Genomic DNA, 26,628 nt, shown 5'->3' with positions numbered 1-26,628 from the left:
CGCCACCGCTTAGCCGTTTAGATCGTCATTAAGAAAACTTAAAACGTTTCCCAGTTGTCTCCGGTGTCTGCCGCCGCGATACGCGGAGCAGGCGTAGAAATAGCCGGTTTGACACTGCGGCTTTCACCGATGTCTTCTTTAAAGTCTTGTTGGATACGGAAGACAGATACCGCCTGCGTTAGCATGCTGGCCTGCTCTTCCAAAGCAGCAGCGGCCGAGGCTGATTCTTCAACCAACGCGGCGTTTTGCTGGGTAACGCGGTCCATTTCAGATACCGCCTGACCAACCTGATCGATCCCGCGGCTTTGCTCATCCGACGCGGAAGCGATTTCACCCATAATGTCGGTAACACGCGTAACTGCATTGACGATATCGCCCATGGTTTCGCCTGCACTTTCCACTAAGGTAGAACCGATATCAACGCGGTTGACGGAATCTTCAATCAGGCCTTTGATCTCTTTAGCGGCCTGAGCGCTGCGCTGGGCGAGGTTTCGCACTTCACCCGCCACAACCGCAAAGCCGCGACCTTGTTCACCGGCACGTGCGGCTTCAACGGCCGCATTCAGCGCCAGAATATTGGTTTGGAAAGCAATGCCGTCGATCACGCTGGTGATATCAGCAATTTTTTGCGAGCTACCCGCAATTTCGTGCATGGTTTGCACCACGTTAGCCACGACTTTGCCGCCTTTCTGCGCGGTTTCAGAGGCACTCAGTGCAAGATGGCTAGCCTGACGCGCATTTTCGGCGTTTTGTTTCACCGTTGCCGTCAGCTGTTCCATGCTGGCAGCGGTTTCTTCCAACGATGCGGCCTGCTGCTCGGTACGAGAAGAGAGGTCGTTGTTACCGGCTGAGATTTCACTCGCCCCGCTGTAAATCGCGTTAGCACCTTGGCGAACGTTACCCACGGTGCGCACCAGCTCGCCCTGCATATGCTTAAGGCTTGCGGCTAACTGCCCCATTTCATTGGTGCCGCTAACATCAATGCTGCGCGCCAGATCACCATTGGCGATATGTTTGATACTGCCAATTAAGCGATTTAACGGCACGATCAGCGTTCTGCGGATACCAAACCAAACCAGAATAATGGCGGCGGCCACTAAGGCGAGGACGCCGACTAAGATCCACATCGCCATGCTGTAAGGGCTGTTGTTATCATCAACGGCTTCTTGATACAGATGATCGTTTTGATTTAGGTAGGTGACGTAGCTTTTCTCAAAGCCGTCTTGATAGCTTTGCGTTGGCTGGTCAAAGAACTCATTGATTTTGCCGGTAGACAACAGCTGAATAAGTTCAGACAGCGCACCGTGCAAGATGTCGTAGTGACGCTTTAAGTCGGCTGTCGCATCTAGACTTTGACGCGGATCGACAGGCAGCGCTTCATACTCAGCCCAGCGTCCTTCTGCCTGTTGCAGCGTCGTTTTAGCAATTTGCAGTAAATCATCAACCGTCGCACCGCTGCCCGTTTTGTTAACATCCATCATGTAACGAATGCCAGCACGGTTTAGCGTGTTTCGTGTTTGTAGCAAGGCGACCCAACTTCCGTTCAGCGTAGACTGCTGCTGCCGGATGGTTTGTAAAACAGTGAAGTTTTCCTTGTCGTTTTTCAGGGCGTTAAAGAACAATCCTCCGGATGTCATTTGCAAAATACCAAACAACCCCAGCACCAACAGCAAACTGGTGACAACTTTTATACGGTTTAACATGGTTTCTCATTCTCGGTACGTCGGATAGAAGGGATATCGGCGTAGCTAAGAAAAACTTTATGGGGAAAATATTTTTTATTAGGAATTTTTGCTGCGGAATTTTTGCATACCCCCTCCCAGCCTCCCCCTTCTCAGTGGGAGGGGCACACCGAGCGCTGATGATAAAATAGAGCTAAGTTCGGCTCCCTCCCCTGCGAAGGGGAGGGTTGGGGTGGGGTCATTTCAATGGGGTAATATAAAAGTTACACTGTAACACTCTCTACCAGCGCCATTTCTTCGCTGCTTAACAGCTTTTCAATATCAACCAAAATCAGCATACGCTCGCCCAGCGAGCCTAAGCCGGTGAGATATTCGGTCGATAACGTAACGGCAAATTCAGGTGCCGGACGGATTTGATCGGTGGTTAGCGACAGCACATCAGATACGCCATCAACCACGATACCCACCACGCGCTGGCTAAAGTTAAGCACGATCACCACGGTATTATCGTTGTAGGTCACGTTTTCCTGTAAGAATTTCACGCGCAAATCGATGATTGGCACGATGACGCCGCGCAGGTTGGTAACACCTTTGATAAACGCAGGCGTATTGGCAATGCGCGTTACCTGATCGTAGCCACGGATCTCTTGTACTTTTAAAATATCGATGCCGTATTCTTCATCGCCGAGAGTGAAAACCAGAAACTCCTGCCCTACAGTTTCTCCCGCCAGTTTGGTTACAGAAGCCAGTCCTGTCATGTTAGTTCACCTTTATGCACAAATTACTTGGGTATAAGAGCCAGCAGTCACCTGCTGGCTAAAATAAAACATTCACGCTATGCCGCAGACACCGCTACGCGCTTTTCACGGTTAATGTTCTGCAACGCAGCGACGTCCACAATCAACGCAACGCTGCCATCACCGAGGATCGTAGCGGCAGAAATCCCTGGTACTTTTCGATAGTTGGTTTCGAGGTTTTTCACCACCACTTGATGCTGCCCAACGAGCTGATCGACCAGCAAGGCATAGCGACGACCGGCGCTTTGCAAGATAACCACAATGCCCTGCATGGCATCGGTTTTGGCGCCTTGCACTTCAAACACGCTATACAGTTCAACCAGCGGTAAGTATTCGCCACGCACTTGCAGCACGCGCTCGCCGCCCGCTAACGGATAGAGATCTTCTTCACGAGGCTGAAGGGATTCCATCACCGCATTTAATGGCAGAATGAACACTTCGTTATTCACTTTGACGGACATGCCGTCGAGAATTGCCAGCGTTAACGGCAACACGATGCGGATCGTGGTGCCCTTCCCGCCCTGCGATTGAATTTCAACGTGGCCGCCCATCTCCTGAATATTTCGCTTCACAACGTCCATACCCACGCCGCGTCCAGACACATCGGTGACCTGTTCTGCGGTGGAGAAGCCCGGTGCGAAAATCAGCAATCCCACTTCGTCGTCGGTCATGCTGTCGCTCACCGCCATTCCCTGAGAACGCGCTTTGGCCAAAATACGCTCACGGTTCAAGCCTGCGCCGTCATCACGAACTTCGATATAGATATTGCCGCCCTGATGTTCCGCAGAAAGCGTCAGATTTCCTACCGCGCTTTTCCCCGCTGCAACACGAACTTCTGGCGTTTCAATGCCGTGATCGAGGCTGTTGCGCACCAAGTGGGTTAACGGATCAATAATGCGTTCGATCAGGCTCTTATCTAATTCGGTTGAGCTTCCGAGCAGGGTAATTTCGACCTGCTTGTTGAGCTTGCTGGCCAGATCGCGTACCTGCCGTGGGAAGCGGCTGAATACGTATTCCATCGGCATCATACGAATCGACATCACCGACTCTTGCAGGTCACGCGCGTTGCGCTCTAGCTGACCAAGACTGTTGAGCAAATCACCATGCTCTACCGGGTCGAGCATGTCTGAACGCTGCGCGAGCATGGACTGGGTGATCACCAGCTCGCCAACCATGTTAATCAGCTGGTCGACCTTCTCCACCGCAACGCGAATGCTGGTGCTTTCGGTCGCTTTGGCTGGGCGTTTTGGCGCTTCGGTCTGACGCGGCGCAGCCTGCTCAGGAACCAGTTTTAGTTCTGGCGCTGCGACAGGTTTCGCTTCTGCGGCAGGTGATGCAGGCTGAGCGGGAGCCGTGGTATTTTCAGCTGGCGCTGGCGCTCCGTGGTTAAACGAAATTTGCTCAGGTTCCAGCACAAAGCAGAGAACGGCAGCAATGTCATCTTCGCTGGCCGTTGTCTCCAGAATGGCGTCAAGCCCGTGCTCGGTTTCAGCGTGTTCGCGGATGGTGCCTAAATTGCCCAGTTCTTCCAGCATCAGCGGCACTTCTTGCGACTTCAGCCCGCATAGGGAAAGAGAAATACACCCTTCTGGCACTGCCATTTCGCCGGATTCGTTATGGTTGCCTACGGTAGCTTCACTCTCTGGCTCGACCACTTTGAGATGTTGGCCGTCGGCGGCCTCGGGCTCATTGTTTTCTTGAGATTCTAACGCCAGTTGCCTTAATGCCTGACAGATATACTCAAAACTAGCGTGATCGGGATCCTGAGTGGATTTATAGGCATCGAGCTGGTCCTGCATAATATCTTTGGTTTCCAGAAACAGGTTGATGATATCAGTGCTCAGTCGCATTTCATGACGACGTGCACCATCGAGTAAGTTTTCCAGCAAATGGGTGGTTTCTTGCAAAATGTTGAAACCAAACGTCCCCGCGCCCCCTTTAATGGAGTGCGCGGCACGGAAAATTGCATTAAGTTGTTCAATATCTGGCTCTTCAGGATCCAGCTCCAGCAGGTGCTGTTCCATATCTGCCAGCAGTTCGTCGGCTTCATCAAAAAACGTTTGATAAAACGCAGTAATATCCATGCTCACAGGTCACCTCTTTTCGGTCGGTGTTGTTGTAATAATATGGTCATTCATCGGTGCTAATGGACTGGCTTGCACCGGTGACGCCTGTGGCGCAAGGTTTACCGCGCCTCCTACGCTCCACTGCTTCATTGCCGCAGGATTAGAAAAATCCATCTCCTGACTTTCTGAATTCTCATGTTCAATGTTGTGCTGGGCGCTTTTGTTTAAAACTAAAATACTGATACGACGGTTTATCGCAGCGTCACTCGATTGCGACTTCAAACTCATGGTGTCGGCCATGCCAACCACGCGCAGAATTTTGCCTTCGGCAAGCCCACCGGCAATCAGTTCGCGACGCGATGCGTTGGCGCGATCGGCGGATAGCTCCCAGTTACTGTAGCCGCGTTCGCCGCTGGCATAAGGCAAGTCATCAGTGTGTCCCGACAAGCTAATTTTGTTCGGCACATCGTTCAGAATCGGCGCAATGGCATGCAAAATATCGCGCATATAAGGCTCAACTTTGGCACTGCCGTTTTCAAACATCGGGCGATTCTGGCTATCAATAATCTGAATACGTAAACCTTCGTCCATCATGTTAATCAGCAAATGCGGCTGTAATGCTTTTAGTCTTGGATCGGTCAGGATGAGCTGATCGATTTGTCTGCGCAGTTTCTTCAGTCGTTCGCTGTCTGCTTTGGTCGCTGGGTCCGGCATGGATTTCGCAACCTCGCCCTCTTTTTGCATCATGTCGTCACCACCGCCCGGAATTGGGCTCGTGCTGGCGCTTGAACGATCGCCGTGAGTTAGCGCAACGGCCAGCGGCGTTCGAAAGTACTCCGCAATCTTGGTCAGTTCTTGCGGGCTAGCAATTGCCAGCAACCACATCACCAAAAAGAACGCCATCATTGCCGTCATAAAATCGGCATAGGCGATTTTCCATGAGCCGCCGTGATGCCCCCCCTTATGGGAGGACTTCCGTTTTTTAACCAGAATTATCGGGCGGTTGCCATTTTTCATACTTCCTCTTCCACCGCCGACGGTTGTACCGCAGGCGCTTTCACCTGGCGCACATGCTCTTCAAGTTCGATAAACGAAGGACGCTCGGTGGAGTACAGCGTTTTGCGTCCGAATTCGACCGCGATTTGCGGCGCATAGCCATGCAGGCTTGAAAGCAACGTGGTTTTCACGCACTGCATCATCTTGACGGTTTCGGCACAGTTTTGACGCATCAGAGACGCTAGCGGCGAGACAAACCCATACGCCAACAAAATCCCCAAGAACGTACCAACCATGGCATGAGCAATCAGCGCGCCCAGCTCTGCGGCAGGACGATCGGCTGAGGCTAAGGCATGAACAACCCCCATGACCGCAGCCACGATGCCAAAGGCCGGCAGCGAATCCCCGACCATGGCCAAGCTGTCTGCTGGGCCTTCGGCTTCGCTTTCGAAGGTTTCAATCTCTTCGTCCATCAGTGCTTCAATTTCAAAAGCATTCATGTTGCCGCTTACCATCAATCTCATGTAGTCCGTGATGAACTCGATGAGGATCTTATCGGCAAGAATTCGGGGATAATTAGAGAAAAGTTCACTTTCCTGCGGGTTTTCAATATCGCGTTCGAGCGTGAGCATGCCTTGCTGGCGTGCTTTCGCCAGTAAGAGATACATCAACCCCATGACTTCCATGTACAGTGCTTTGTTGTATTTAGCACCGCGCCCCAGTTTGGGCAGCGTGCGCAACGTCGCTTTGATGGCTTTACCGTTGTTGCCAACGATAAATGCGCCAATACCAGCACCGGCAATGATGAGCAGCTCAGCGGGCTGATACAGAGCACCAAGATGCCCCCCAACGATCATGTAACCGCCGAGCACGGCGATAGTTACAACGGCATAACCCAATAGAATAAGCACGCGAATTCCTTAATGCTTAGAATGGAAATTGGGTGTAACGCGCTGTCCAGGAGGACGGAGAAGGAGAATTCAGAAGCCGTCAGATGACGGCTCGAAAGGAAGTTAACCGGTGGTTTAGCTAAACAACATCGTTGCTCTTGCTACTCCACCGATCGCCGACCTATAAGACTGATTGCCTCAATCAAGTTACACCACGCGTTTCTCTTGCTCATTGAGCAATTGTGGGAACATATCGGCAAGATTGTCAGAAAGTTTACGTTTTTTTATTGCTCGTGACGGTGGTTGGCACAAACTGCAAACAAACGAGCTGAGCGGTTGGTGTGCATGGGCAATAAACGAACCACCACAGCAAGAGCATGGAGAAGACTCCAGCATCCCGCTATCCACAAAGCGAACCAATGTCCAAGCGCGAGTCAACGCCAAAATAGGCTGTTCACCTGGCATGACAGGGCATTGTTCAAGATAGAGTTTGTAGGCACGAATCACTGCCTCCACGCCACGGCATGATTTACTGTTAATCATGAAGGCATAGACGTTATAGAACATCGAAGAATGAATGTTCTGTTCCCACGTCATAAACCAGTCAGTTGAAAACGGTAACATGCCTTTCGGCGGAGGACTGCCTCGCAGCTCTTTGTAGAGCCGAATAAGGCGGCCGCGGCTCAATTGCGTTTCACTTTCTAACATCTGGAGGCGGGCCCCCAGAGAGATAAGTTCCATCGCTAGCTGAATGTCGCGTGCTTCCTGAATAATGCTTTTTTCACTCATTATCAGACTCTTTTGTGAGGGGGGCAGGCATCTGTTGGCGAGAGCTGCTTCAGCAAATGGCTGGAAAGCATAATTCCAGTATGTATCTGCTGGAGATCGTCAACGCGAGACTCTTGCGTCAATTTTTGAATCGTTTCGTGATCGCTGAAACGGAACTGGCATACCAATTGATTTGTTTCAGCTAATTTAACCATTTGTGGCAGGGTTAAAAGAGCCAAAGAATCCGCCATTTCATTGTTAATCCCCAGTCTAAACATCGCTGAGGCCTTCTCTTCATGAATTAAGCGCTGTGCTAATAACAAATATGACAAATTGATGTCATAAATATGCTTGAGTATTTCAGAGGTACTCATTACTCCCCCTGTAAAATTTGTTTGCCAACATAATGAAACGCACCATTAACCTGTAACGCTCCGGCGGAGCGAAAAAGTAATGGCGCCTGATAACTATCTACTCAAATGAAAGTCCGACCTCATTGAGGTCACCCCCTAAATCGAGGGGTAAACCGTAATTTCTTTGGAGGTTGTATCTTAGATGTACAATTTTTCAGACTGACAATGCTTAGGAATTTTACAATCAACATAAGAATATTCCTGATTCGTGGCAACTCTACCCCCGATTAAGAGATATATACAACGAGCGCCTCAGGTTAATTTAAGAAAAACGTGACGTGGATCACATAAAATCGGTAAATAAATATTACGAATGATTTAATAGTTCATTAATCCGTCAAAACGTACAACATGCCTACAGAAGAGCTAAGCGCTTGAATCTCAAACACATCACATCCAAAAAAACACATATAAAAAGCAGGTATTTCGAGTTAAAAATCATTAAATCTTAAATTAAAAGCTTAAAACTCTACTTATATAGCTTTTGTAGACATTTAGTCCTAAACCCATGTTGAAAGTATGTTTTCTATAAATAACCCATGTAAATTATGTTGCTGCTAGTATAGATTTTAACGAGCAATTTAGATGTTAAATCGAAACAACATTTTATAATTTTAAACTATGTTTTGTTGAATGTTGAATAAGCGTAAATAATGTGAAATGCGTCACAGTGTAATCGGTTTCATTGTGAATGAAAAAACCAAAATAATACCTCTGTTTTTTGTTTGATTAGGCCGATTTCCCCTTTTTTATTACTTATATGTTCAATATTTATATCTAATTGCATAATCATTTTTAGCGAAAAAATACATTTCCCCTGACTGTTTACCGCAATATCATCCAATAAAATAACCATAAAGAGTTAGATAGAATACGCTAAATTCTATCAATACTTTTTCTGCTAACCGTTTTATCCCCTTCAAATCGATACTCGCGATCGACAAACGTTTGCTTAGATATAAGTGCTATTTCCCCAAGTGATAAAACTGGTTGTGATTTTCCCCACAGCTTATCTGTGGTCTATTCTTTATCATGGTTACATTGTCATAGGGAATGGAGGCAGATATGAGCTACAGGAGAGTACTCGTTGCGGTTGCTCAAGCGCCGGACAGCATCAAACTGGTTGAAAAAGCCATCGCAATAGTTCGCCCCTATCAGGGGGAAATTACACTACTGACCTTGTGCAATGAGGCTGACCTTTGCTCTAGTTTTGCAGGATCGATGCTAGGCTCTTTGCGCGAGCTTATTCATGAAGAGGCCAACCTGTTTTTAGAACAGCTGCGTTCACAGGCAGACTATCCCATCAGCCGCACTATCGTTTGTAACGGTGAGTTGGCTGATGGCGTGATTTATGCCTGTAGCGAGAGCCCCGTAGATTTAGTGATTTGCGGTAACCACTGTGAAGGTTTTCTCAAGCGCATTTTAAACTCGGCCACCCACATTATCGACAAAACGCATACGGATGTTTTAATCGTACCGCTTTAAGGGCGATTCCTAATTTCTACCCTGTTTGGATACTTATCCACCAGCAAGGCGACGACGTTAATGCCGCGAGGGTCATTTTTGGCTAATCTTGATCGGGTTATAAACAATAGAAAAGCAGATCGACTCAGTCTGCTCACTGCAATGTCGTAGGAGAACACCCATGGATCAAGATCTACAAGATGCAGGTTACCGCCTGTATCACGGCAAAGAAATTGACGTCTATTTTAATCTCAGCATTTGCCAACATTCCGGCAACTGTGTCAGAGGCAATAGCAGCCTATTCAAACTGAACCGCCAGCCTTGGATTATGCCCGACAACGTCGATGCTAAAACCGTCATTAGCGTTATCAATACCTGCCCCAGCGGCGCACTGAAATATCGTCAAAAATAGGGAGCTTACGGTGGAAATTCTTGAAGGTAACAACAATTTTTATGTGAATGATGCCCAAGGTAACTTGGTTGCTGAGGTTGTTTTCGTGCCAACCGGTGAACATCTGGCCATTATCGATCACACCGACGTAGATGAAAGTTTGAAGGGCCAAGGCGTTGGTAAACTGTTAGTCGCTAAAGTGGTTGAGAAAATGCGTAAAGAAAATCGCAAAATTATTCCACTGTGCCCGTTCGCCAAACATGAATTTGACACTACGCCAGAATATCAAGATATCCGCGCCTGATCGTTTTTCACTTTGGTGCCATGATAGGTCTTGGGGCGCTTTCTCTCGGCGAGCGCCCAATGTTCAAGACAGAAAAGGAATTCACATGCGTAGCTTTAAAAGTCATCTGTTTAAGTATGCTATTAAGCGACATTTTGCGCAGGCCGATCTAGACGATGTGGCGACTATGCGTAAACAAATGGATGAATTGGGTGAGCGACTTCCTCTCGCTCAGGGAACGCGCCTTAAAAGCGTTGAGCCATCCGGCATTTATGCTGAATGGCTTATCCCATCCCACGCACATTCAGATGCCGCAATTCTCTATTTGCACGGTGGCGCCTATCATATGGGATCCTGTTCCAGCCACAGATCGATGGCGTCATATATAGCGGATGCCGCCAACATCCCTTTATTGTTGGCCGATTATCGCTTAGCGCCCGAATCCCCTTACCCCGCCGCGCTCAATGATGCTGAAACTGTTTATCGTTGGTTGCTGACTCAATCTAACATTAACCCCAAGCGCATTTTTGTGATGGGTGATTCCGCCGGTGGTGGATTAGCCTTGGCGCTAACACTGCGGATAAAATCCGATTCGGCGCTTCCTCTTCCCGCAGGCGTTGCCGTTTTAAGCCCTTGGACCGACCTGTCGATGAGTGGTGAATCAGTGAAAACACGCCTGACGCGCGATCCTTTCTTTGCACACCATCTTCACCACGCCGAGCGCTGTGTAAACGCGTACAGTGGCGTTGCCGCGTTGACCGACCCGGGCGTTTCTCCATTATTCGGTGATTTGTCGAGGTTTCCACCGTTATTGATTCAGGTGGGAAGTGAAGAGATTCTGTATAGCGATGCCGAACGTTTCGCCCAAAAAGCGGCAAGCGCGGGCGTTGACGTACACTTATCTCGTTGGCAGGGAATGTGGCATGTTTGGCAATATCTGGTGCCGCGCATGAAAGAGTCACGCATGGCCATTACCGAGATTGGTGATTTCTGTCGTACACAGCTTAAATAAAAAAGGGAGTGGCGCTTATGCCCACTCCCCCGCAACAATGGTGGTCATCAATGATGATTAAATGAATTTTTTCGCCTGATCCAATACCATACCGCACACTTTGGTTTTAATTTTCGCCTTCATGTCGGTAGACAGAGAACCTAAGTTGTTCAGGTTAACGTCATCTTTACCCTGCAAATCCAAGATCCCATTCAAACCATTCTGGTAAGACTGGCTCTCGGTCTGAGTACCCAGTTTGTTCAACAGAGAGTCTTTAACGGATTCGATCTTTTGGTTACCCGCTGCCAGCACGTTGTTCTGTACGCAGTAGTTCAGCACGCCACCAATGTTTGCACTGCTGGTAGATTGTAATGCCTGAGAGTTTCCACCCATCAATGAGCCCAGCGCGCCGCCCAGCAGCGATGTGCTGTTTGCACCAGTAGAAGTCGTTGAGCTGTTAGACGAAAGCTGTTCGCTTGCGCTTTTCAGTGAGCCCATGAGATCTGCATGAGCTGCGTTCATACCCATAACGCCAGCTAAAATCAGAGCTGCACGGCTCAGTTGTTTTAATTTTTGATTCATATTTAACCTCATTCTCTTAGTGAGACGGATAATAGGATTGCCTCTGAGAGAGATCAATATTTGTTTAATATAATCCATCTATTAAAGAATAATCTGTATCCATGGTTCATTATCAGTACAATGCACCAGAGAATTCTCACTATTCCTCTTTTTCATTTTCTGGCGGTATCGCAGAAAACCGTCATGTTCAGGCCTAGAGCGCCTATGCGATAAGAGATGGAGTATTTTTGAGCATCATATTTTCAATTGTTACATTTATTTCAATGATAATTGAAGTGCGAATAAATGTTTCATTTTCCTGCCTTTCCAGCCAGTCTCTTTTATAGTTAGCGCATTCCAGCTTCTCGCTTTTAATATTTTGTTTTCTACTGGCAGAACTATGCGCAAAAAAAGCCCATCGAATTCACGTGGCAATTATTTTCAAGGACGATTTGTTCTCATCTGTTTTGGTATCGTCGTTTTTCTTGTTCTTCTACTTGGCAGAGTGGGCTATCTGCAGTTGATGAACCATCCCCTGTTGGAAAAAGAAGCCGATCAACGTTCGCTGCGCTCGCTCATTACTCAGCCACTACGTGGCACGATAACCGACCGAGAAGGCCAACCGCTGGCCGTTAGCGTGGCATCCAACGATATTATTGCCGACCCTATTCATGTGCTTGAACGCGATCCCAATCTCACCAGTGCACAGTGGCCTTATCTCAGCACGGCCCTTTCTATGCCAGAAAGTGATATTAAAGCGAAGATATTAGAAAACGCCCATAAGCATTTCCTCTATCTTGGCCGTCAGGTTGAGTCAAATATCGCTGAATATGTGAATAAGCTGCACATCTACGGCATTACCACCCCAGCCGATTCTAGCCGTTATTATCCAATGAGCGACGCTGCCTCTAACCTGATTGGTATCGTCGGTATGGATCAACAGGGGCTGGATGGCATCGAAAGTGGGTTTAATAACCTGCTACAAGGCAAGCCGGGGCATCGCGTGTACCGTAAAGATCGCTACGGTAACGTGGTGAGCCTGATGGAGGACGACCCTGCGCAGCAGGCTCCGACGCTCAGCTTGAGCATCGACCGCTATTTGCAGTACGCGCTCTATTCCCACCTGCGCGAAGGCGTGCTGCTCAATAAAGCCGATTCCGGCGCTGCGGTACTGGTAGACGTGAACACTGGTGAAATTTTAGGGATGGCGAGCTATCCCTCCTACAACCCGAATAACTATCAGGGCGTACCGCAGAAAGATATGCGTAACGTGGCTATCTCTGACAGTTTCGAGCCGGGATCAACGGTAAAACCACTGGTGGTTATGGCTGGTTTAGAGCGGCATTTAATTCGCCCTGATTCGGTTATCGACACCACGCCGTATCCCGTCAATGGACATTTGATTAAAGACGTGGGCCACTGGTCACGCTTAACTATTACCGGCATTTTGCAAAAATCGAGCGATATCGGCGTGTCACATATTGCGCTGGCGATGCCGTCTGACGTGCTAGTGAATCTCTATCATAGCTTTGGCTTAGGGGTATCCACCGGTCTGGGCATCGGCGGCGAAAGCAGCGGTTATTTCCCATTACACCGCGAACGCTGGTCTGATATTGAACGTGCGACCTTTTCCTTTGGCTATGGCCTACGTGTAACACCGCTGCAGATGGCGCGTGAATATGCCACCATCGGTTCTTTTGGCGTTTTCCGTCCAGTATCTATTACTAAAGTGACCCCGCCGGTATTGGGGACACGGGTCATGGATGAAAAAACCGTGCGTACCGTGGTTCATATGATGGAAAGTGATGCCCTACCCGGCGGTAGCGGCGTAACGGCTGCCGTACCGGGCTACCGACTGGCCATCAAAACCGGTACTGCCGAAAAAATGGGTGACACCGGTAAATACGACGGCGGCTACGTCAACTATACGGCTGGCGCGGCCCCCGCTAGCGATCCTCGCGTTGCACTGGTGGTGATGGTCAACCATCCGAATGCAGGCAAGCACTTCGGCGGTTCAGTAGCAGGTCCGGTGTTCGGTCAGATCATGGGCGACGTTTTGCGCCACATGAATATTCCTCCTGATGCTTTAACAGACCAGCAGGCTATCAATTTAAATAACCAAACACTGACACATAACACACAAAGCACCAACATCGCTCACAAAGGCGCTTAGCACAGCTCATACCGGCTGACATCAACCACGTTGGTGTCATCCGGTGAGGGTGGTTTTTTGTTCTGTTAACCCTCTGAGCACTCAAACTTTTCGCTGTAAACCCCGACTAAATTTCTGCAATTCGCTGTACTATAAAATTTGCTTCCTAAATCACACTAAGAACCCGCAGTTTCTGTTGCTATTCGGGCTCGCTCGGCATATCTTCTTGCAGCTTTGTGTCTCGTCGTTAGGCATAGCGCAAAAAGTAAAATGGAAACTCCCCCATGACACACCAGAGACAATGATGACAGTGACCGTCAACATGCGAGTGGAGATGTATCCCGCGGTTAACTTTGGTGCACTGCACCCTTTCAGATAATAAAAATGAACTTAACATCAAATCCTTTTGAGCCAAAAAATAAGGCTCGTGAATTGCTGAGCCCTTATACCCTGCTCTATTTTGTTCTCGCCGCGCTGATTAATCTGGGTCTGGGCTACGAATTTAGCGTTATCTACGCCGTTGGCCTCGGTTGTTTCTTCTTGCTGCTCGGCAGCTACTTACCACGCCTGCAAAAAACGGCGCTGTTTGTCTGCACCTTAACCGCAGCATTTTACTATCCGTTTGGCCGCGTTTTCGGCCCGCCGAACTTCAACTCGATCCTTTCGCTTTACTCGACTAACCCCGAAGAAGCCAGTGAAATGATGCAGATTTTCCCTTATTGGGACTATCTGATCGCCGTCTTTATCATGATCCTTGGCATCTTTATTTTGCGCAGAAAAACGCCGCAAATACGCCGTTGGACAATGGCTAAATCTCTGTTCTTATTTGCTTTCGTAGGCGCTTTACTGCTAGCGCCGGTGACAAACCTGAGAGCCGGTGGCGAATTCAAATTAAGCGATACCGGTTATCCGGTGGTGCGTTTTGTCGAAGACGTATCGCACGGGAAGAAAGAAGTCGAAGCCGAAATGGCTCGCATGAAAGAGCTATCTTCTGTGCCAGCAACTTGGCATGTCGACAGCGTTAAAGCTAATCGCCAAGTTTATGTGCTCGTGATTGGCGAAAGCGCTCGCCGCGATGCACACGGCAGTTTTGGCGGTAAATGGGCCAATACACCGTTCGAGAGCAAGGTTCCAGGCGTATTCTTTAACGATTATCTTTCTGCGGCACCTTCGACACAGAAATCACTCGGCCAAACGCTGAATCTGGTGCGTGACGGAAAACCTGAGTACCAAAACAGTATTATTACGCTGGCCAAATCTGCGGGCTTTCATACTTATTGGTTTTCTAATCAGGGACAGATTGGGCGCTATGACACCGTGGTGGCCAGCGTTGCGAAGCGCGCAGACGATGTACGCTTCTTGAAGAAAGGTGATTTTGAGGATGGTAAAGCCACCTCTGATTTCGATCTGCTACGCTTTACCGATGATGCTTTGCAGGCAACCACCGAAGGGCCAAAGCTGGTGGTATACCACCTAATCGGCTCGCATCCTAAGGCTTGCGACCGTACCGGTGACCGCTATGAGACTTTCGTTCATTCAAAAGAAACCTCATGCTATCTCTACAGCATTACGCAAACGGATAGTTTCCTCAGCCAGCTGTATAACCAGCTGAAAAGTAGCGGGCAAAACTTCTCGATGATCTATTTCTCCGATCATGGATTAGCCTTCCACGAGAAAGGCACCAGCAATGAATTCCTGTCTCATGACGACAAATACCAGCAAAACTATCAGGTGCCGTTAATGATGTTATCTTCTGATGACACCCGTCGTCGGGCGATAAAAGCGCGCCGCTCGGCTGAAGATTTTTTAGTGTTGTTCTCGGAGTGGACGGGAATTAAAAGCCAAGAAATTGCGGCGAAGTATCAGTTTATTTCTAACCAAAAGCGCCCTTCACCAACGGTAATGAATTTTGCATTAAAACAGGTACCTTATAGTTCTTTGGGGAACGACCCTTTTACCCCTAAAGCAACACCGGCAACCATGCATAAATAATTATCGGTTTGGATTTAATCAGCCCTACATTGTTAACTGCACTGTGGGGCTTTTTTATATCATCAAACTTACCGTTAAAAATCACTCATTGTAGTTATTCCCCACTCTATTTCTACTATTATAACGCGATGCTTTATCTCCTTATAGCTGAGTAAATAACGATATTAGCTCATGCGAATATTAATATTTCTGTCACGCAGAAAACACTCAATGTAGCGCTATTTTTACAGCCACCACGAATTTAACCCAGAAAATTCCTATTGAGAATTATTTCTTCCACCTCTTCAGATAAGTTAAACTAACGCAGAGAATGTGGCTTTTCGCTCAATAATTTTTTGCTCATTAACAAACATTAATGCCATGTTTTATATTGATTATTTCTGTAAGCCAGCCCGACTGAATTTGGGTAAGTGCAAAACAGGAAGCAAGACGCTCACTTAAAACTATAATGTTAAAATGAAGTCATTAACCATTGATATATTGTAAACGCATTGCACTAATGGAGTAATGGATATGTTTTTGAAGTTAGCCCCTAAGCGACTTCATACACCGCTTCTCATTTTTTTCACTCTGGCGGTGTTTATTTTAGCTGGCAGCTATCGCAGTGAAAGTGCGCCTGTCAATTTTTACTTTATGCCGGTATTTTTGGCCGTTTGTGTGCTGTGCGATATTATTATTACTACCATTGCGTTTAGTCACTCGCGTGCTTTTAATAATCGACAAACCTACGCAATTGGCGGTGCTTATTTAGCATCCGCAATATTAGCAGCCTTTATTATTGCAGATTACCCGACGGCATTAGCCGTGGGCGCTACGTTTAATTACGATAGCAACTCGATTTGGTTATGGTTTTTATTAGAAATCAGCGCCCCCATTTGCGCTGCAATTCTTATCTCGTTACCTCAATCACTCAGTCTCAGACGTACCGTTGCCTTCGTATTATTAGGCTGTCTGCTCGCTTCGTTTATTGGGCCGTTAGTCTCTCGATTTATTCCATTGCTCACTGAAAAGTGCAATCACTATCACTGTGAACTCACGATTAGATCGGGGTTAGTTTATATCTCTGGTTTGGTGAATTTCCTCTGTCTGGCATTTTTGTGGTTTAAATTAAAAAACAAAGGACTCATCGAACAGTGCTTTCTATTCACATTGTTCCTGTTGGTTCTGGATGACGCCTTCAGCCTATCGTGGCAAGCCCGCTATACCGTTGGTTGGTATACGTGGAAGATCATGATTATGCTATTAAAACTGGCGATGTTGATGATTGTGTTGCTGCGCATGATGGACGACTACAAGCTCATTGATGAGAATAATCGCCGCCATTATCGTCAATCTATCACGGACGATCTCACTGGATTACATAACCGTCGTTATTTTGCACAAAATACGCCGGCGCTTTGGGAAGAAAATAAAGCCACTGGTCAACACATTGGGCTGATCATGCTGGATGTCGATAAATTCAAAAAATATAACGACCACTACGGGCATTTAGCCGGTGACCGCTGCTTAGCCAAAATTGGGCATGCGCTGGATCTTTCAGGCAATCTTGATGGGAATTTGGTAGCGCGCTTGGGTGGCGAAGAGTTCGCGATGTTTATTCCGTCAACGGATAAACAGCAGTTAGCACGTCTTTGCGAACGGGTTCGTTTAGCCATTTCGGAGTTAAAGATCCCCCATGTTGGAAACCCTGAGGGGGATCACTTCGTCAGCATGAGCATTGGCGCGGTCTTAGTTGATCCCAGCCAAACCGCTCTCGACATCAGCGGCACCATGAACCTTGCCGATAAAATGCTTTATCTGGCCAAAAAACAGGGCCGTAATCAGTCAAAAACCATTAGCGAAGGCGAGTTCACGCCACAAATGAGTGAACAGCTTTAACCTGCGCTTACAGATCCTCAAGTGGAACCTGTTTTAGCGCCTCGACCTTCATCAAAAACTGATACAGCGGAGCCAGCTTAGTCAGTTTTTTTGCCAGCATAGTGGCCAGTTCAGGCGTAAAAAGCTGCTCGACTTGATTATCTGTTGCCATCACCGCAAACGTTTTACGGTTATACCAATCAGCAATCTCTGGGGCTTGGTCTTTTATTAATGGGCGCTTATAGCTGTCGCCCACCAGCTCAAAAGGTACCTTACAGCAGGCTCGTGCTGCGGCGAACTCCTCGGATTGGCGCAGCGCCAAATGACGAAAACGATCCATCGTCCCCTTCGACGCCGAGTAATAGCCCAGACCATAACGCAACATATCGGGACTGATTTCGAAGAAAAATACCGGCGCATCGGTCCATTCTTTGGACGGTCGTTTAAACGTCAGCCACATCCGGCTGCGGTAGCGAGATTTGTCATGTGAAAAGCGGGTATCGCGATGGATACGAGAAAGTGTTTTGCCAATCGCCGGGCGCGTTTCAAACAGCGGATCGATTTTCAGCATGGGCTGCGCAAGTTCATCAACTAAAGCGCGAAACGGCGTCAGAATATGTTGATCGTAAATCGGACGGTGTTCTTCGAACCAGTCCTTACTATTCTCTATACGTACCTGTTGTAAAAAGTTTAATCCCTGTTGGGTAAAACCGTTGAATTTTGTCTCTTTCACACCCTATTCCCTGCTTATCTTTCCACAGACATCTCGTCTGTGGAAATGGCCTATCAATAGCAGCCGTTATAGAATTAAGGCTTCAACGCTGCAATGATTTTTTCGCTATCAGATACCCGTGAAATACGCGGGAAAATGTACTTAAAGCTGTGTTGGTGCTGAATATCATCAAAAGCGCTGCAGGCATCTTCGGCTATCACCAAAGCGTAACCATGTTCCCACGCATTTCTCGCGGTAGATTCTACGCCAATATTGGTGGAAATCCCCGCCAAGACGATATTACGAATACCCCGGCGGCGAAGCTGGAGATCCAGATCGGTGCCGTAAAATGCGCCCCATTGATGCTTGATCACCTCAATGTCTTCCGGCTGCGCATTCAGCGCTTCAGGGAAGTTCCACCAATTCTCTGGCAGCGCATGCGCTGGCGATGGTGCATCAACAGGCTGCTTAAGCGCTTCGTCAAATGACTCATTCCAACCTACACGCACCAAAATCACCGGCGCATTCAGTTCACGGAAACGTTCCGCCAGCCGCGCCGAGCGTGCCACTACGTCGCTGGCTGAATGGGGGCCGCCAGCAAAGGGTAAAATGCCCTCTTGCAGATCGATAAGCACCAGCACGGTTTCAGCGGCATTCAATGTCAGCATACAAACTCCCGTTATCACTTGAATAAATTATCATGCCAAATTTGACTCTATATACGGTTTCTAGTTTAGGCGCTAGGCGATACTCAAGGTGTAAATAAAACCTCACCCACGGCGAGAAAGTGTTAGTAAATGTGATAAAAACTCGTTGATTCAATGAATTGAAAATAAAACGTCATTTCTTTTTACTCTTTTTTGTAACCGCCATGTCGTTACAAGTGATATTATTACAGCGCAAATCTTTTCGTTTAGCCCTCTCCCCGCATATTGAGACGTCATGGAATCTTGGAAAATAAACCTCATCTCGGTGTGGTTTGGCTGCTTTTTTACTGGCTTAGCGATGAGCCAAATCTTGCCCTTCCTGCCGCTGTACGTTGAACAGCTTGGGGTTCACAATCACGAATCACTCAGCCTATGGTCCGGGTTAGTATTCAGCGCCACCTTTATGGTTTCGGCGCTCGTCGCTCCGCTATGGGGAAGTTTAGCCGACCGCAAAGGGCGTAAACTCATGTTGCTGCGCGCTTCATTGGGCATGGGCGTGGTGATCGCGTTACAAGGATTAGCAACTAACGTGTGGCAGCTGTTTGCGCTGCGTGCGCTGATGGGGCTGACCTCTGGTTATATTCCTAATGCCATGGCGCTGGTAGCCTCTCAGGTTCCTCGGGAAAAAGCGGTTGGGCGTTAGGCACGTTGTCGACGGGGCAAATCTGCGGGGTGATTGCAGGCCCACTGCTAGGCGGCCTGATGGCTGACCATTTGGGGCTACGCACGGTATTTTTCTCCACCGCGATCATGATGTTCGTCAGCTTTTTCGTTACGCTGTTTTTAATCAAAGAACGCCGTGTGGTGGTGCGTAAAGAAGATCAGCTTAGCGGGAAAGAAGTTTTTCGTTCACTACCCTATCCAACGCTTATCATCGCCCTATTTGTCACCACGCTGATGATCCAATTAGCGAATGCCTCAATCAGCCCTATTCTGACGTTATTCATCCGCCGACTCGCCGCGGACACCAATAATATCGCTTTTGTCAGTGGGATGATCGCCGCCGTGCCAGGCATCGCTGCGCTGATATCTGCACCACGATTAGGTGGGTTGGGCGACAGAATCGGTACCGGCCGTATTTTAATTTTTGCGCTGGGATTCACGGTGGTGCTCTTCGCCATGATGGCTTGGGTAAGATCGCCAGCTACAGCTGGGGATGCTGCGCTTTATGCTAGGATTTGCCGATGGAGCCTTAATGCCTGCGGTGCAAACCCTGTTGCTGAAATACTCAAGCGATCGCGTAACGGGGCGAATTTTCGGCTATAACCAATCGTTCATGTACTTAGGCAACGTGATCGGCCCAATGCTTGGCTCCAGCGTTTCAGCGGTACTGGGTTTCCGCTGGGTCTTTGTCTTTACCGCCGTGCTCGTGCTGATCAACATGCTGCAAATTCGCCACGCATTCAAAAAAATACGTTGAAGGCTGACGATTTCGCATGACGGCAACACAGCATCATGTTGCCGTCATCGTGCAGCTAATTAATTCTCTACCGGTACCGGCTTCTTATATTTCAAACATACCGCGCTAAGCATAAAGACCACAATAGTTGGAATAATCCACGCCATACCTTCTTTATAGAATGGCAGGTTTCCGGCCACCCAAGGCAGATCTTCGGCGGGAACTACGCTTTGTAAAATCCCGATGATGAACGCAACCAGCGTTGCAGGCATGCACAGGGCAACAGAATGCTCACCCGGTTTCGCCAGCGCGCCATAGATCACCAGCACAATGAATGGTGGATAAACTGACGTTAACGCCGGCAGCGAGAAGTGAATAATTTCGGTCAGCCCAAGATTAGACAGCAACATGGAAACCGCAGCCAAAATCACCACGAACATCTTGTAGGATTTACCGGTTATCTGACTGAAATAGGAAGCACAGGCGCTGGTTAAACCAATCGCCGTCACCAAGCAAGCAACGGTGATGATAAAGGCCAAAAATACGCTGCCTTGATAGCCAAACCCATTCACGATGAAGGCATGTAGCACATCAGCGCCGTTAGTCGCTGAACGCGCCAAAGGCAGACTGTAGGCGCCTAAGTAAAACAGACTGATGTAAACATAGGTCAGCCCTACCGCGGCAATCAACCCCGTGATTACCATGTAGCGCGTGATCCGCTGCGATGAATCAACGCCATGTGACTTAATGGCATTCACGATGATAATACTAAACACCAGTGCAGCCAGCGTATCCATGGTGAGATAGCCGTTAATCATGCCGCTGGAGAGCGGATTCTCAACATATTCAGGAAACGTGAATAGCTCGTTCCCTGCCGGACGCCAAAACGCATATAGCCCTAAAGCACCGAGCGAAGCCACTTTGATTGGTGAGAGGAATTTACCGACAATATCAATCAGCTTTAGCGGGTTCAACGAGCAAAGAACCACGGCAATAAAGAACAATAGACTAAAGATGCTGAGCGGCACATGGCCTGAAAACAGCGGATTAATACCGATTTCGTAAGAAACCGTGGCGGTACGCGGTGCGCCAAACAGCGGACCAAGCGCCATATAACAGATCAGTGAAAGGATCAGACCAAACAACTTGCCCGCAGGCTTAGTCAATTCCACCAATGAGCCGTTGTTACGTGCCATCGCAATCAATGCCAGCACCGGTAAACCCACGCCGGTAATTAAAAATCCACCGGTGGCATACCAAAAATTCTCACCGGCTCTCAGGCCAATAAAGGGGGGAAAGATAATGTTACCCGCGCCAACAAAGAGCGCAAAAGTCATAAATCCAAGTGTAATAGTTTGTCTAACATTCATAGGTTATAAGCCGCTTCGTGTCTGGGTGTTCTCTGAGCAAAACCTTACCGACCACGCGGCGTGCGCACTCATCTAAAGTAATCAGAAATGATTCAAGCTAAAACATCAGCTCGATATATACATAATTTATCACATCGCTGCCCGATGATGTGTCTGATTCAAATTATCAACGAGAAGTTGAAAAATCAACATTGCGTTGAAAAATAAACCTATGATAAGGTTCGTTTCCGTACCGTATGTCATACCAACAATCTGCCTGCTACGGCAGTTTGACCTAGACTTAGCCGACTCATCCATCTTTTGAGGCCCGATATGCCTAACCAAACCAAGTCCGACAGCCAACGCCAAGACCAGTATCTTGTCGCCGGAACCACCATCGTGATGCTGACGCTCTATATCATTATTTTGGCATCTAATCTGATGTGAATATTTCATTACTCGCTTTCACTACTCGCGCGAAAGAGTAGCCGCAAATCAGCCCTATCGAGGTAGATTTCTAAGCTAAGAAAGCCCTAATCCACATCAGGGCTTGGTAAAAAATAATAGATTCGATGCAACCTACTACGTGGTATATCTGACTATTATTTGACGATCGCCAACCCACCATGTATCGCCATATACACGCCAACTAAGCCAATCAGAGCGCTAGATAGATAAGGTGCCTTTTGTGCTAGCGTGTTAAATCCGTGCCATCGTTTTTGTGCCTGCTTCACGCCCACCGCGGCGCCAACGCCAACAGCAACCAATGTCAGTGCAAGGCCAATGCTGAAACTGACAACCATCGTGGCGCCCAATGCCAACGCTTTCAGTTGGATACAAATAAGAAGTACGGTAATCGCCGCAGGACATGGAATTAACCCTCCCGTCAGGCCAAATAGCAGAATTTGTCCATTAGTCACCGAGCTATTCGTGAACCGCTTTTTGATGTCATTGGCATGAGCCAGAGCGTGAGCGTCTTGATACTCTTTGCTCCCTTGCAGCAAACCATCAAATTGATGGTCGTGGTCGTGGTCGTGGTCGTGGTCGTGGTCGTGACCATGATGATCGCCAGACTCTATATTCGCCAACCAATTTTTTTCACCTTTCCACGTGCGCCAAAACATCCAAACGGCGGTGGATAAAATGATAATGGCTGATATCAGCTGAAGCCACGGTTCAACAGACTGCGCGGTGAACTTCTGGCTAACATACATTCCACCAAATGCGATCAACCACACAATCGTGGTATGAGAGAGCGTTGCCGCAAGCCCCAGCATAATAGCCTGTCGAACCGTGCCTTTGATGGCAATAATAAATGCAGCCATCATCGTTTTTGAGTGACCCGGCTCTAATCCGTGTAACGCCCCCAAAAGGATAGCGCTAGGGATAAAGAACCACGCATTACCTTGCTGAAACACTGACGCAAAATCGTTCATGATAATAATTCTTACTATTACGGGTGCAGAAAAGCATACTCCCCCCCAGTATCAAATACTACCCCCCAGTATAAATGGAGTGCTATATTGAACACATTCAGAATGTTATTAAGGTATTGCTGTGTCACATACGATTAGAGATAAAAAAAAGCTGAAAGCCAGAACCAGCAAGCTTCAAGGGCAAGTTGCGGCACTCAATAAAATGCTCGACGAACCCCATGAGTGCTCAGCCGTATTACAGCAGATTGCCGCTATTCGCGGCGCGGTGAATGGATTAATGCGCGAGGTGATTAAAGGGCATCTGACCGAACATATTGTTCATCAAGATAACGTGGTACAGCGCGAGGAAGATCTCGACGTTGTGTTAAAAGTGCTGGATTCCTACATCAAATAACCCCCGGCTCAAATAATCGGCCTTCGTACTAAGAGAGTACCTTTCAGCATTAGATATAACGCTCAAATCCCTGCGCGTGTTTCACCGGCGTGAACTCGATGATCTCATATTGCGCAACACCTGCACGATGAAAAGGATCTTCCTTGATCAGGGATTCTAATTCAATTCGAGTCATTCCTTTTGCCAGAATCACCCCGCCCGTTCTTGGCTCTTTCGGCCCTGACGCAATAAAGTGCCCTTGCGAATAACATGCATCCAAAAACTGTCTATGTGCATCCAGACACGCTTCCACTTCGGCAAGGGGCTTTATATACGATAAAGAAACAATAAACACGCTACCTCCAATTCAATGAATCACATAAACAGTATTGCTTGCTGCAACTAGCGTAGCGCACCGTTAGTATTGCGGATTGATGCATATCACGAAAACTGATGGTGGTTATTGAGAGGTAGGTAAGATCTGACTTCATTTTTGTCATTGTACGGCAACACAAAAACCACATAAGAATAATGTTACAAGTATTAGTGATGCGTTTTTATATACTCAACAAAAGCCTGAAATGCCGCAGAAGCATATTTTCTGTTTGAATAGTAAAGGTAGAAGCTGGGAAGTTCTGTCATCCAATCCTCTAGTATCGAAACGAGTTTGCCATTGTTTATATAAGGCTCAGCCATTTCATACAACACGTAGCTGATACCGGCTCCATCCAGTGCCAGACCGATTGAAACATCAAGGTCATTAACTTCGAGCATTCCCTTCACATTAATACCAGTGCGTTCGTTATCGCGGCTGAATTGCCACTGATAGCTGCGCCCACTGGGATAGCGAAACTGGATGCAGGAGTGATCCAGAAGATCCTGAGGCTGCTTTGGGCTGGCATGCGTTTGCAGGTATTCTGGGCTTGCCACAACAGCGTAACGAACTGGCTGTCCAAGTGGGATGGAAATCATATCTTTTTCAATTATTTCCCTCAGCCTCACTCCGGCATCGTATTCACTACTCACAATATCAACCAGATTATCATCCTGAATGATTTCCACTCTAACATCAGGATAGACCTTGCAAAATCCAGCAACTAAAGGAGCGAGTCTGTAACGCCCACCCAGCCTAACCGCGTTAATACGTAGTGTGCCCATGGGCGTATCACGGTAATCATTTATTGCTTCAATGGCATCCATCGCATGATCGAATAGCGGGTGAAGCGATTCAAATAACTTATGCCCAGCATCTGTCAGAGATACGCTGCGAGTTGTGCGATTAAATAATCGTATCTTTAATCGTTCTTCAAGCTGGCGAATCGAGTGACTCATTGCCGAAGATGTCACGCCTGCGGCTTCTGCCGCCAGCCGGAAACTACGAAAAGTAGCTACTGCGATAAAGGGTTCAAAATCGGAAATTTTCACATTCATTACTGATTTAAACTCACTAGCCCATGAAGATTAATGAGCTTAATTAAACTTTATTTGTGTTCTAAAGTCACCTCATCAGTAACACCTAAATGAGGAACATGATGAATTTCACAATGACACAGCAGATTTTTATCGCCGGTGGCTATGGGATGATAGGCGGCAATCTGGCTACCCAGCTACGGGCGCGTTTTCCAGACGCAAAATTAATTCTGGCAGGCCGCTCGCCGCAAAATGGCGAAAAACTTGCGGCCCAGTTGGGAAACACCATGACGGTTTGCCTTGATTTGATGAGTGGGGAACTTCCGTCGTTGGTATCGACTTCACAACTGATTATCAGCGCCGTACCCGATCCAAAACATACGTTAGGTGAATACGCTATCCGCAACAATATCGCTTTTATTGATATTACTGTAGGAACCGCCGACGGCTATGCCCCACTGTTGAATATGGCGATGTTCCATCATGCGACTTCGCCGATCGTACCATTAGGTTACTATGAGGCAGGAATATTTTTGCCGCTGGTTGATAAACTTGCCCGCCAGTTTAATTCTGTTGAAAGTGTACGGCTAACGGCATTGCACGACCCAGAAGATCCTATTGGCAAAATGACTGAAAAAGAGCTTAGTCAGGCGATAGCTCCTGCATTTGTTCGGGAAGATGGCATCTGGGGTTATACCGCTGAGCAGAGTAACATTTGCCTTATCAGTGGTGAATGTGTCGAGACTACACCGTTTGGTATTCTTGATATCAGCGCTATTGCAGCGATGACACGTGCTGACAATATCCGGCTGGATGTTGCCGTTGGGACCTCAGAAGGTAAGCGAAAGGCCTCTCAAGCGTCGGTAGAACTGTATGTTGATCTACAGGGCGTTACCGTTTCAGGCGTTTCAGAGTCCAAACGGATTATCGCCTCAGACCCACAAGGACAAGCGCATTTTACCGCTCTTGGCGCTATCATCGTTATCGAAGCACTACTCAAAAGCCGATTGACCGGTTTTATGTTGCCTGAGCAGATCATGGATCAAGAGGCGGCGCTTACAACGATGCAGGATGCTGGTGTTGTATTGATTACGGCCTAACCCGTTTTCCTACTCGTCATAGATGAGCTATTGATTGGTACTCAAGAGAAACTTATACCTGCAGGGGATGGATGCTAGTCAAAACGCTTCAAGTAAGTCGAACTCACTAGAAGTCACCAGCATCCCCCTTTAAGGTTTTATTCAATGCCTGCTCCTCGCTCATACCAGCCCCTGCCCCCATCAACTTGACGACTAAATACCAGCCGTGATCTTTTTGCTAGTTGCCCGATGGGACATATTTCAGCAAAATGAGACTGTTTTAAGCATGACTATTGTGTATACAGTCACAAACTATTGAATCTGGCTCCGGTAGGCGTTACCCACTCACCAAAGAAAGGATGCAGGAGATCGCGCTATGCGTACTCATCAACTGAATAAGTCTCGCAAACTGTATCGCAGCGTCAACACGACTACGCGGCATCGTTCTAATAATCCAGGTGCTGAGTATCGTTGGGAACGCAATCGTAAAAAAGCCGATGATGAGCTGCTGGTAAACCGCGAGACAATGCATGGCAGGCAAAACCGTGGTCGGGATTACACGCCATTATTTTACTTTCTGATCAAACAGATTGGAAAACCGTGGGGTGACATATTCAGCGAAGTATGTGGACGTCTTGATACCACCGAGCCTGTATTCTGGTTGGTCGCGCTGCATGAGCATCAGCAAAGGGATTTGGTCTGCATTGGCGAAAGCAGCTTTTATCCGGGTCTGTTTGTTGATGAGAATGGAATTTTGCAACAGGTAAATCCTTCGATTACGGGAAAGGACGTTAAGGTGACTTGCCGCTGCTGCACACATACTTATATTGGTGAGCCTGTGCCTTGGGTGGATTAAGTGA

General features: G+C 47.8%; 24 protein-coding genes and 1 pseudogene. 11 read left to right on the top strand and 14 right to left on the bottom strand.

Going from position 1 to position 26,628, the window contains the following annotated elements; all coding sequences use genetic code 11:
• Positions 1 to 38: 38 nt before the first annotated feature.
• The 7 genes from tsr to flhD form a co-directional block, all read right to left on the bottom strand.
• Positions 39 to 1,703: a methyl-accepting chemotaxis protein gene (tsr, locus tag DSM2777_RS09180; RefSeq protein WP_061553780.1), complete on the bottom strand. Its 1,665-nt coding sequence runs from the start codon at positions 1,701 to 1,703 to the stop codon at positions 39 to 41.
• A gap of 242 nt (positions 1,704 to 1,945) precedes the next feature.
• On the bottom strand, positions 1,946 to 2,440 hold the full coding sequence (gene cheW / locus DSM2777_RS09175) for a chemotaxis protein CheW (protein ID WP_040046929.1): 495 nt from the start codon (positions 2,438 to 2,440) through the stop codon (positions 1,946 to 1,948).
• Positions 2,441 to 2,517: 77 nt separating this feature from the next.
• A complete protein-coding gene (gene cheA, locus DSM2777_RS09170; protein ID WP_061553779.1) occupies positions 2,518 to 4,563 on the bottom strand; it encodes a chemotaxis protein CheA in 2,046 nt (681 codons plus the stop codon).
• A gap of 9 nt (positions 4,564 to 4,572) precedes the next feature.
• On the bottom strand, positions 4,573 to 5,562 hold the full coding sequence (gene motB / locus DSM2777_RS09165) for a flagellar motor protein MotB (RefSeq protein ID WP_061553778.1): 990 nt from the start codon (positions 5,560 to 5,562) through the stop codon (positions 4,573 to 4,575).
• Positions 5,559 to 6,452 (bottom strand): flagellar motor stator protein MotA, encoded by an 894-nt coding sequence (gene motA / locus DSM2777_RS09160; RefSeq protein ID WP_061553777.1) that lies wholly within the window; start codon positions 6,450 to 6,452, stop codon positions 5,559 to 5,561. The genes motB and motA overlap by 4 nt, the downstream gene beginning before the upstream one ends.
• Positions 6,453 to 6,638: 186 nt before the next feature.
• Positions 6,639 to 7,220 (bottom strand): flagellar transcriptional regulator FlhC, encoded by a 582-nt coding sequence (flhC, locus tag DSM2777_RS09155; RefSeq protein WP_061553776.1) that lies wholly within the window; start codon positions 7,218 to 7,220, stop codon positions 6,639 to 6,641.
• Between the two features lie 2 nt (positions 7,221 to 7,222).
• Entirely contained in the window at positions 7,223 to 7,573 is a 351-nt protein-coding gene (gene flhD, locus DSM2777_RS09150; protein WP_025801692.1) for a flagellar transcriptional regulator FlhD, read from the bottom strand.
• Between the two features lie 1,104 nt (positions 7,574 to 8,677).
• On the opposite strand from flhD, the gene DSM2777_RS09145 reads away from it, so the two are divergent.
• The 4 genes from DSM2777_RS09145 (at position 8,678) to DSM2777_RS09130 (ending at position 10,762) form a co-directional block, all read left to right on the top strand.
• Positions 8,678 to 9,097, top strand: coding sequence for a universal stress protein (locus DSM2777_RS09145; RefSeq protein WP_046457814.1), 420 nt, complete (start codon positions 8,678 to 8,680; stop codon positions 9,095 to 9,097).
• A 160-nt stretch (positions 9,098 to 9,257) separates the two neighbouring features.
• The gene (locus DSM2777_RS09140; protein WP_046457815.1) at positions 9,258 to 9,488 is read left to right on the top strand and encodes a (4Fe-4S)-binding protein; all 231 of its coding nucleotides are present in this window, start codon (positions 9,258 to 9,260) and stop codon (positions 9,486 to 9,488) included.
• 10 nt (positions 9,489 to 9,498) lie between these two features.
• The gene (locus DSM2777_RS09135) at positions 9,499 to 9,771 is read left to right on the top strand and encodes a GNAT family N-acetyltransferase (RefSeq protein WP_046457816.1); all 273 of its coding nucleotides are present in this window, start codon (positions 9,499 to 9,501) and stop codon (positions 9,769 to 9,771) included.
• Between the two features lie 85 nt (positions 9,772 to 9,856).
• Positions 9,857 to 10,762, top strand: a complete 906-nt coding sequence (locus DSM2777_RS09130; protein WP_061553775.1) for an alpha/beta hydrolase — start codon at positions 9,857 to 9,859, stop codon at positions 10,760 to 10,762.
• A 57-nt stretch (positions 10,763 to 10,819) separates the two neighbouring features.
• Here DSM2777_RS09130 and DSM2777_RS09125 read toward each other — a convergent pair whose 3' ends face one another.
• A complete protein-coding gene (locus DSM2777_RS09125; protein ID WP_046457818.1) occupies positions 10,820 to 11,323 on the bottom strand; it encodes a DUF2501 domain-containing protein in 504 nt (167 codons plus the stop codon).
• Between the two features lie 379 nt (positions 11,324 to 11,702).
• Here DSM2777_RS09125 and ftsI point away from each other — a divergent pair, with 379 nt between their 5' ends.
• The 3 genes from ftsI (at position 11,703) to DSM2777_RS09110 (ending at position 17,324) form a co-directional block, all read left to right on the top strand.
• The gene (gene ftsI / locus DSM2777_RS09120) at positions 11,703 to 13,475 is read left to right on the top strand and encodes a peptidoglycan glycosyltransferase FtsI (RefSeq protein ID WP_061553774.1); all 1,773 of its coding nucleotides are present in this window, start codon (positions 11,703 to 11,705) and stop codon (positions 13,473 to 13,475) included.
• 363 nt (positions 13,476 to 13,838) lie between these two features.
• Positions 13,839 to 15,446 carry a phosphoethanolamine transferase gene (locus DSM2777_RS09115; RefSeq protein ID WP_061553773.1) on the top strand — a complete coding sequence of 536 codons (1,608 nt, stop codon included), beginning with the start codon at positions 13,839 to 13,841 and terminating at the stop codon, positions 15,444 to 15,446.
• Between the two features lie 513 nt (positions 15,447 to 15,959).
• The gene (locus DSM2777_RS09110; RefSeq protein ID WP_061553772.1) at positions 15,960 to 17,324 is read left to right on the top strand and encodes a GGDEF domain-containing protein; all 1,365 of its coding nucleotides are present in this window, start codon (positions 15,960 to 15,962) and stop codon (positions 17,322 to 17,324) included.
• Between the two features lie 7 nt (positions 17,325 to 17,331).
• Here the strand turns inward: DSM2777_RS09110 and DSM2777_RS09105 are convergent, their stop codons facing one another.
• Positions 17,332 to 18,036, bottom strand: coding sequence for a DUF2461 domain-containing protein (locus tag DSM2777_RS09105; protein WP_061553771.1), 705 nt, complete (start codon positions 18,034 to 18,036; stop codon positions 17,332 to 17,334).
• 74 nt (positions 18,037 to 18,110) lie between these two features.
• Positions 18,111 to 18,683: a hydrolase gene (locus DSM2777_RS09100; protein WP_061553770.1), complete on the bottom strand. Its 573-nt coding sequence runs from the start codon at positions 18,681 to 18,683 to the stop codon at positions 18,111 to 18,113.
• A 274-nt stretch (positions 18,684 to 18,957) separates the two neighbouring features.
• On the opposite strand from DSM2777_RS09100, the pseudogene DSM2777_RS09095 reads away from it, so the two are divergent.
• A pseudogene (locus tag DSM2777_RS09095) lies at positions 18,958 to 20,142 on the top strand (multidrug efflux MFS transporter).
• Between the two features lie 59 nt (positions 20,143 to 20,201).
• Here the strand turns inward: DSM2777_RS09095 and brnQ are convergent.
• Both brnQ and DSM2777_RS09080 read right to left on the bottom strand, forming a co-directional pair.
• Positions 20,202 to 21,458 (bottom strand): branched-chain amino acid transport system II carrier protein, encoded by a 1,257-nt coding sequence (gene brnQ / locus DSM2777_RS09090; RefSeq protein ID WP_418009263.1) that lies wholly within the window; start codon positions 21,456 to 21,458, stop codon positions 20,202 to 20,204.
• A 614-nt stretch (positions 21,459 to 22,072) separates the two neighbouring features.
• The gene (locus DSM2777_RS09080) at positions 22,073 to 22,906 is read right to left on the bottom strand and encodes a nickel/cobalt efflux protein RcnA (protein ID WP_061553767.1); all 834 of its coding nucleotides are present in this window, start codon (positions 22,904 to 22,906) and stop codon (positions 22,073 to 22,075) included.
• A gap of 121 nt (positions 22,907 to 23,027) precedes the next feature.
• Between DSM2777_RS09080 and rcnR the strand changes: the two genes are divergently transcribed.
• Positions 23,028 to 23,300, top strand: coding sequence for a Ni(II)/Co(II)-binding transcriptional repressor RcnR (rcnR, locus tag DSM2777_RS09075; RefSeq protein WP_046457826.1), 273 nt, complete (start codon positions 23,028 to 23,030; stop codon positions 23,298 to 23,300).
• 49 nt (positions 23,301 to 23,349) lie between these two features.
• Here rcnR and DSM2777_RS09070 read toward each other — a convergent pair whose 3' ends face one another.
• Both DSM2777_RS09070 and DSM2777_RS09065 read right to left on the bottom strand, forming a co-directional pair.
• A complete protein-coding gene (locus DSM2777_RS09070; protein ID WP_061553766.1) occupies positions 23,350 to 23,634 on the bottom strand; it encodes a YciI family protein in 285 nt (94 codons plus the stop codon).
• A gap of 188 nt (positions 23,635 to 23,822) precedes the next feature.
• Positions 23,823 to 24,710, bottom strand: coding sequence for a LysR family transcriptional regulator (locus DSM2777_RS09065; RefSeq protein WP_061553765.1), 888 nt, complete (start codon positions 24,708 to 24,710; stop codon positions 23,823 to 23,825).
• 113 nt (positions 24,711 to 24,823) lie between these two features.
• On the opposite strand from DSM2777_RS09065, the gene DSM2777_RS09060 reads away from it, so the two are divergent.
• Positions 24,824 to 25,789: a saccharopine dehydrogenase family protein gene (locus tag DSM2777_RS09060; protein WP_156088269.1), complete on the top strand. Its 966-nt coding sequence runs from the start codon at positions 24,824 to 24,826 to the stop codon at positions 25,787 to 25,789.
• A gap of 355 nt (positions 25,790 to 26,144) precedes the next feature.
• Positions 26,145 to 26,624 carry a hypothetical protein gene (locus tag DSM2777_RS09055; protein ID WP_061553763.1) on the top strand — a complete coding sequence of 160 codons (480 nt, stop codon included), beginning with the start codon at positions 26,145 to 26,147 and terminating at the stop codon, positions 26,622 to 26,624.
• Positions 26,625 to 26,628 lie beyond the last annotated feature (4 nt).

Origin of the sequence: Obesumbacterium proteus (assembly GCF_001586165.1) — a bacterium.
GTDB classification, from domain to species: domain Bacteria; phylum Pseudomonadota; class Gammaproteobacteria; order Enterobacterales; family Enterobacteriaceae; genus Hafnia; species Hafnia protea.
This window is presented reverse-complemented; position numbering and strand designations above follow the sequence as displayed.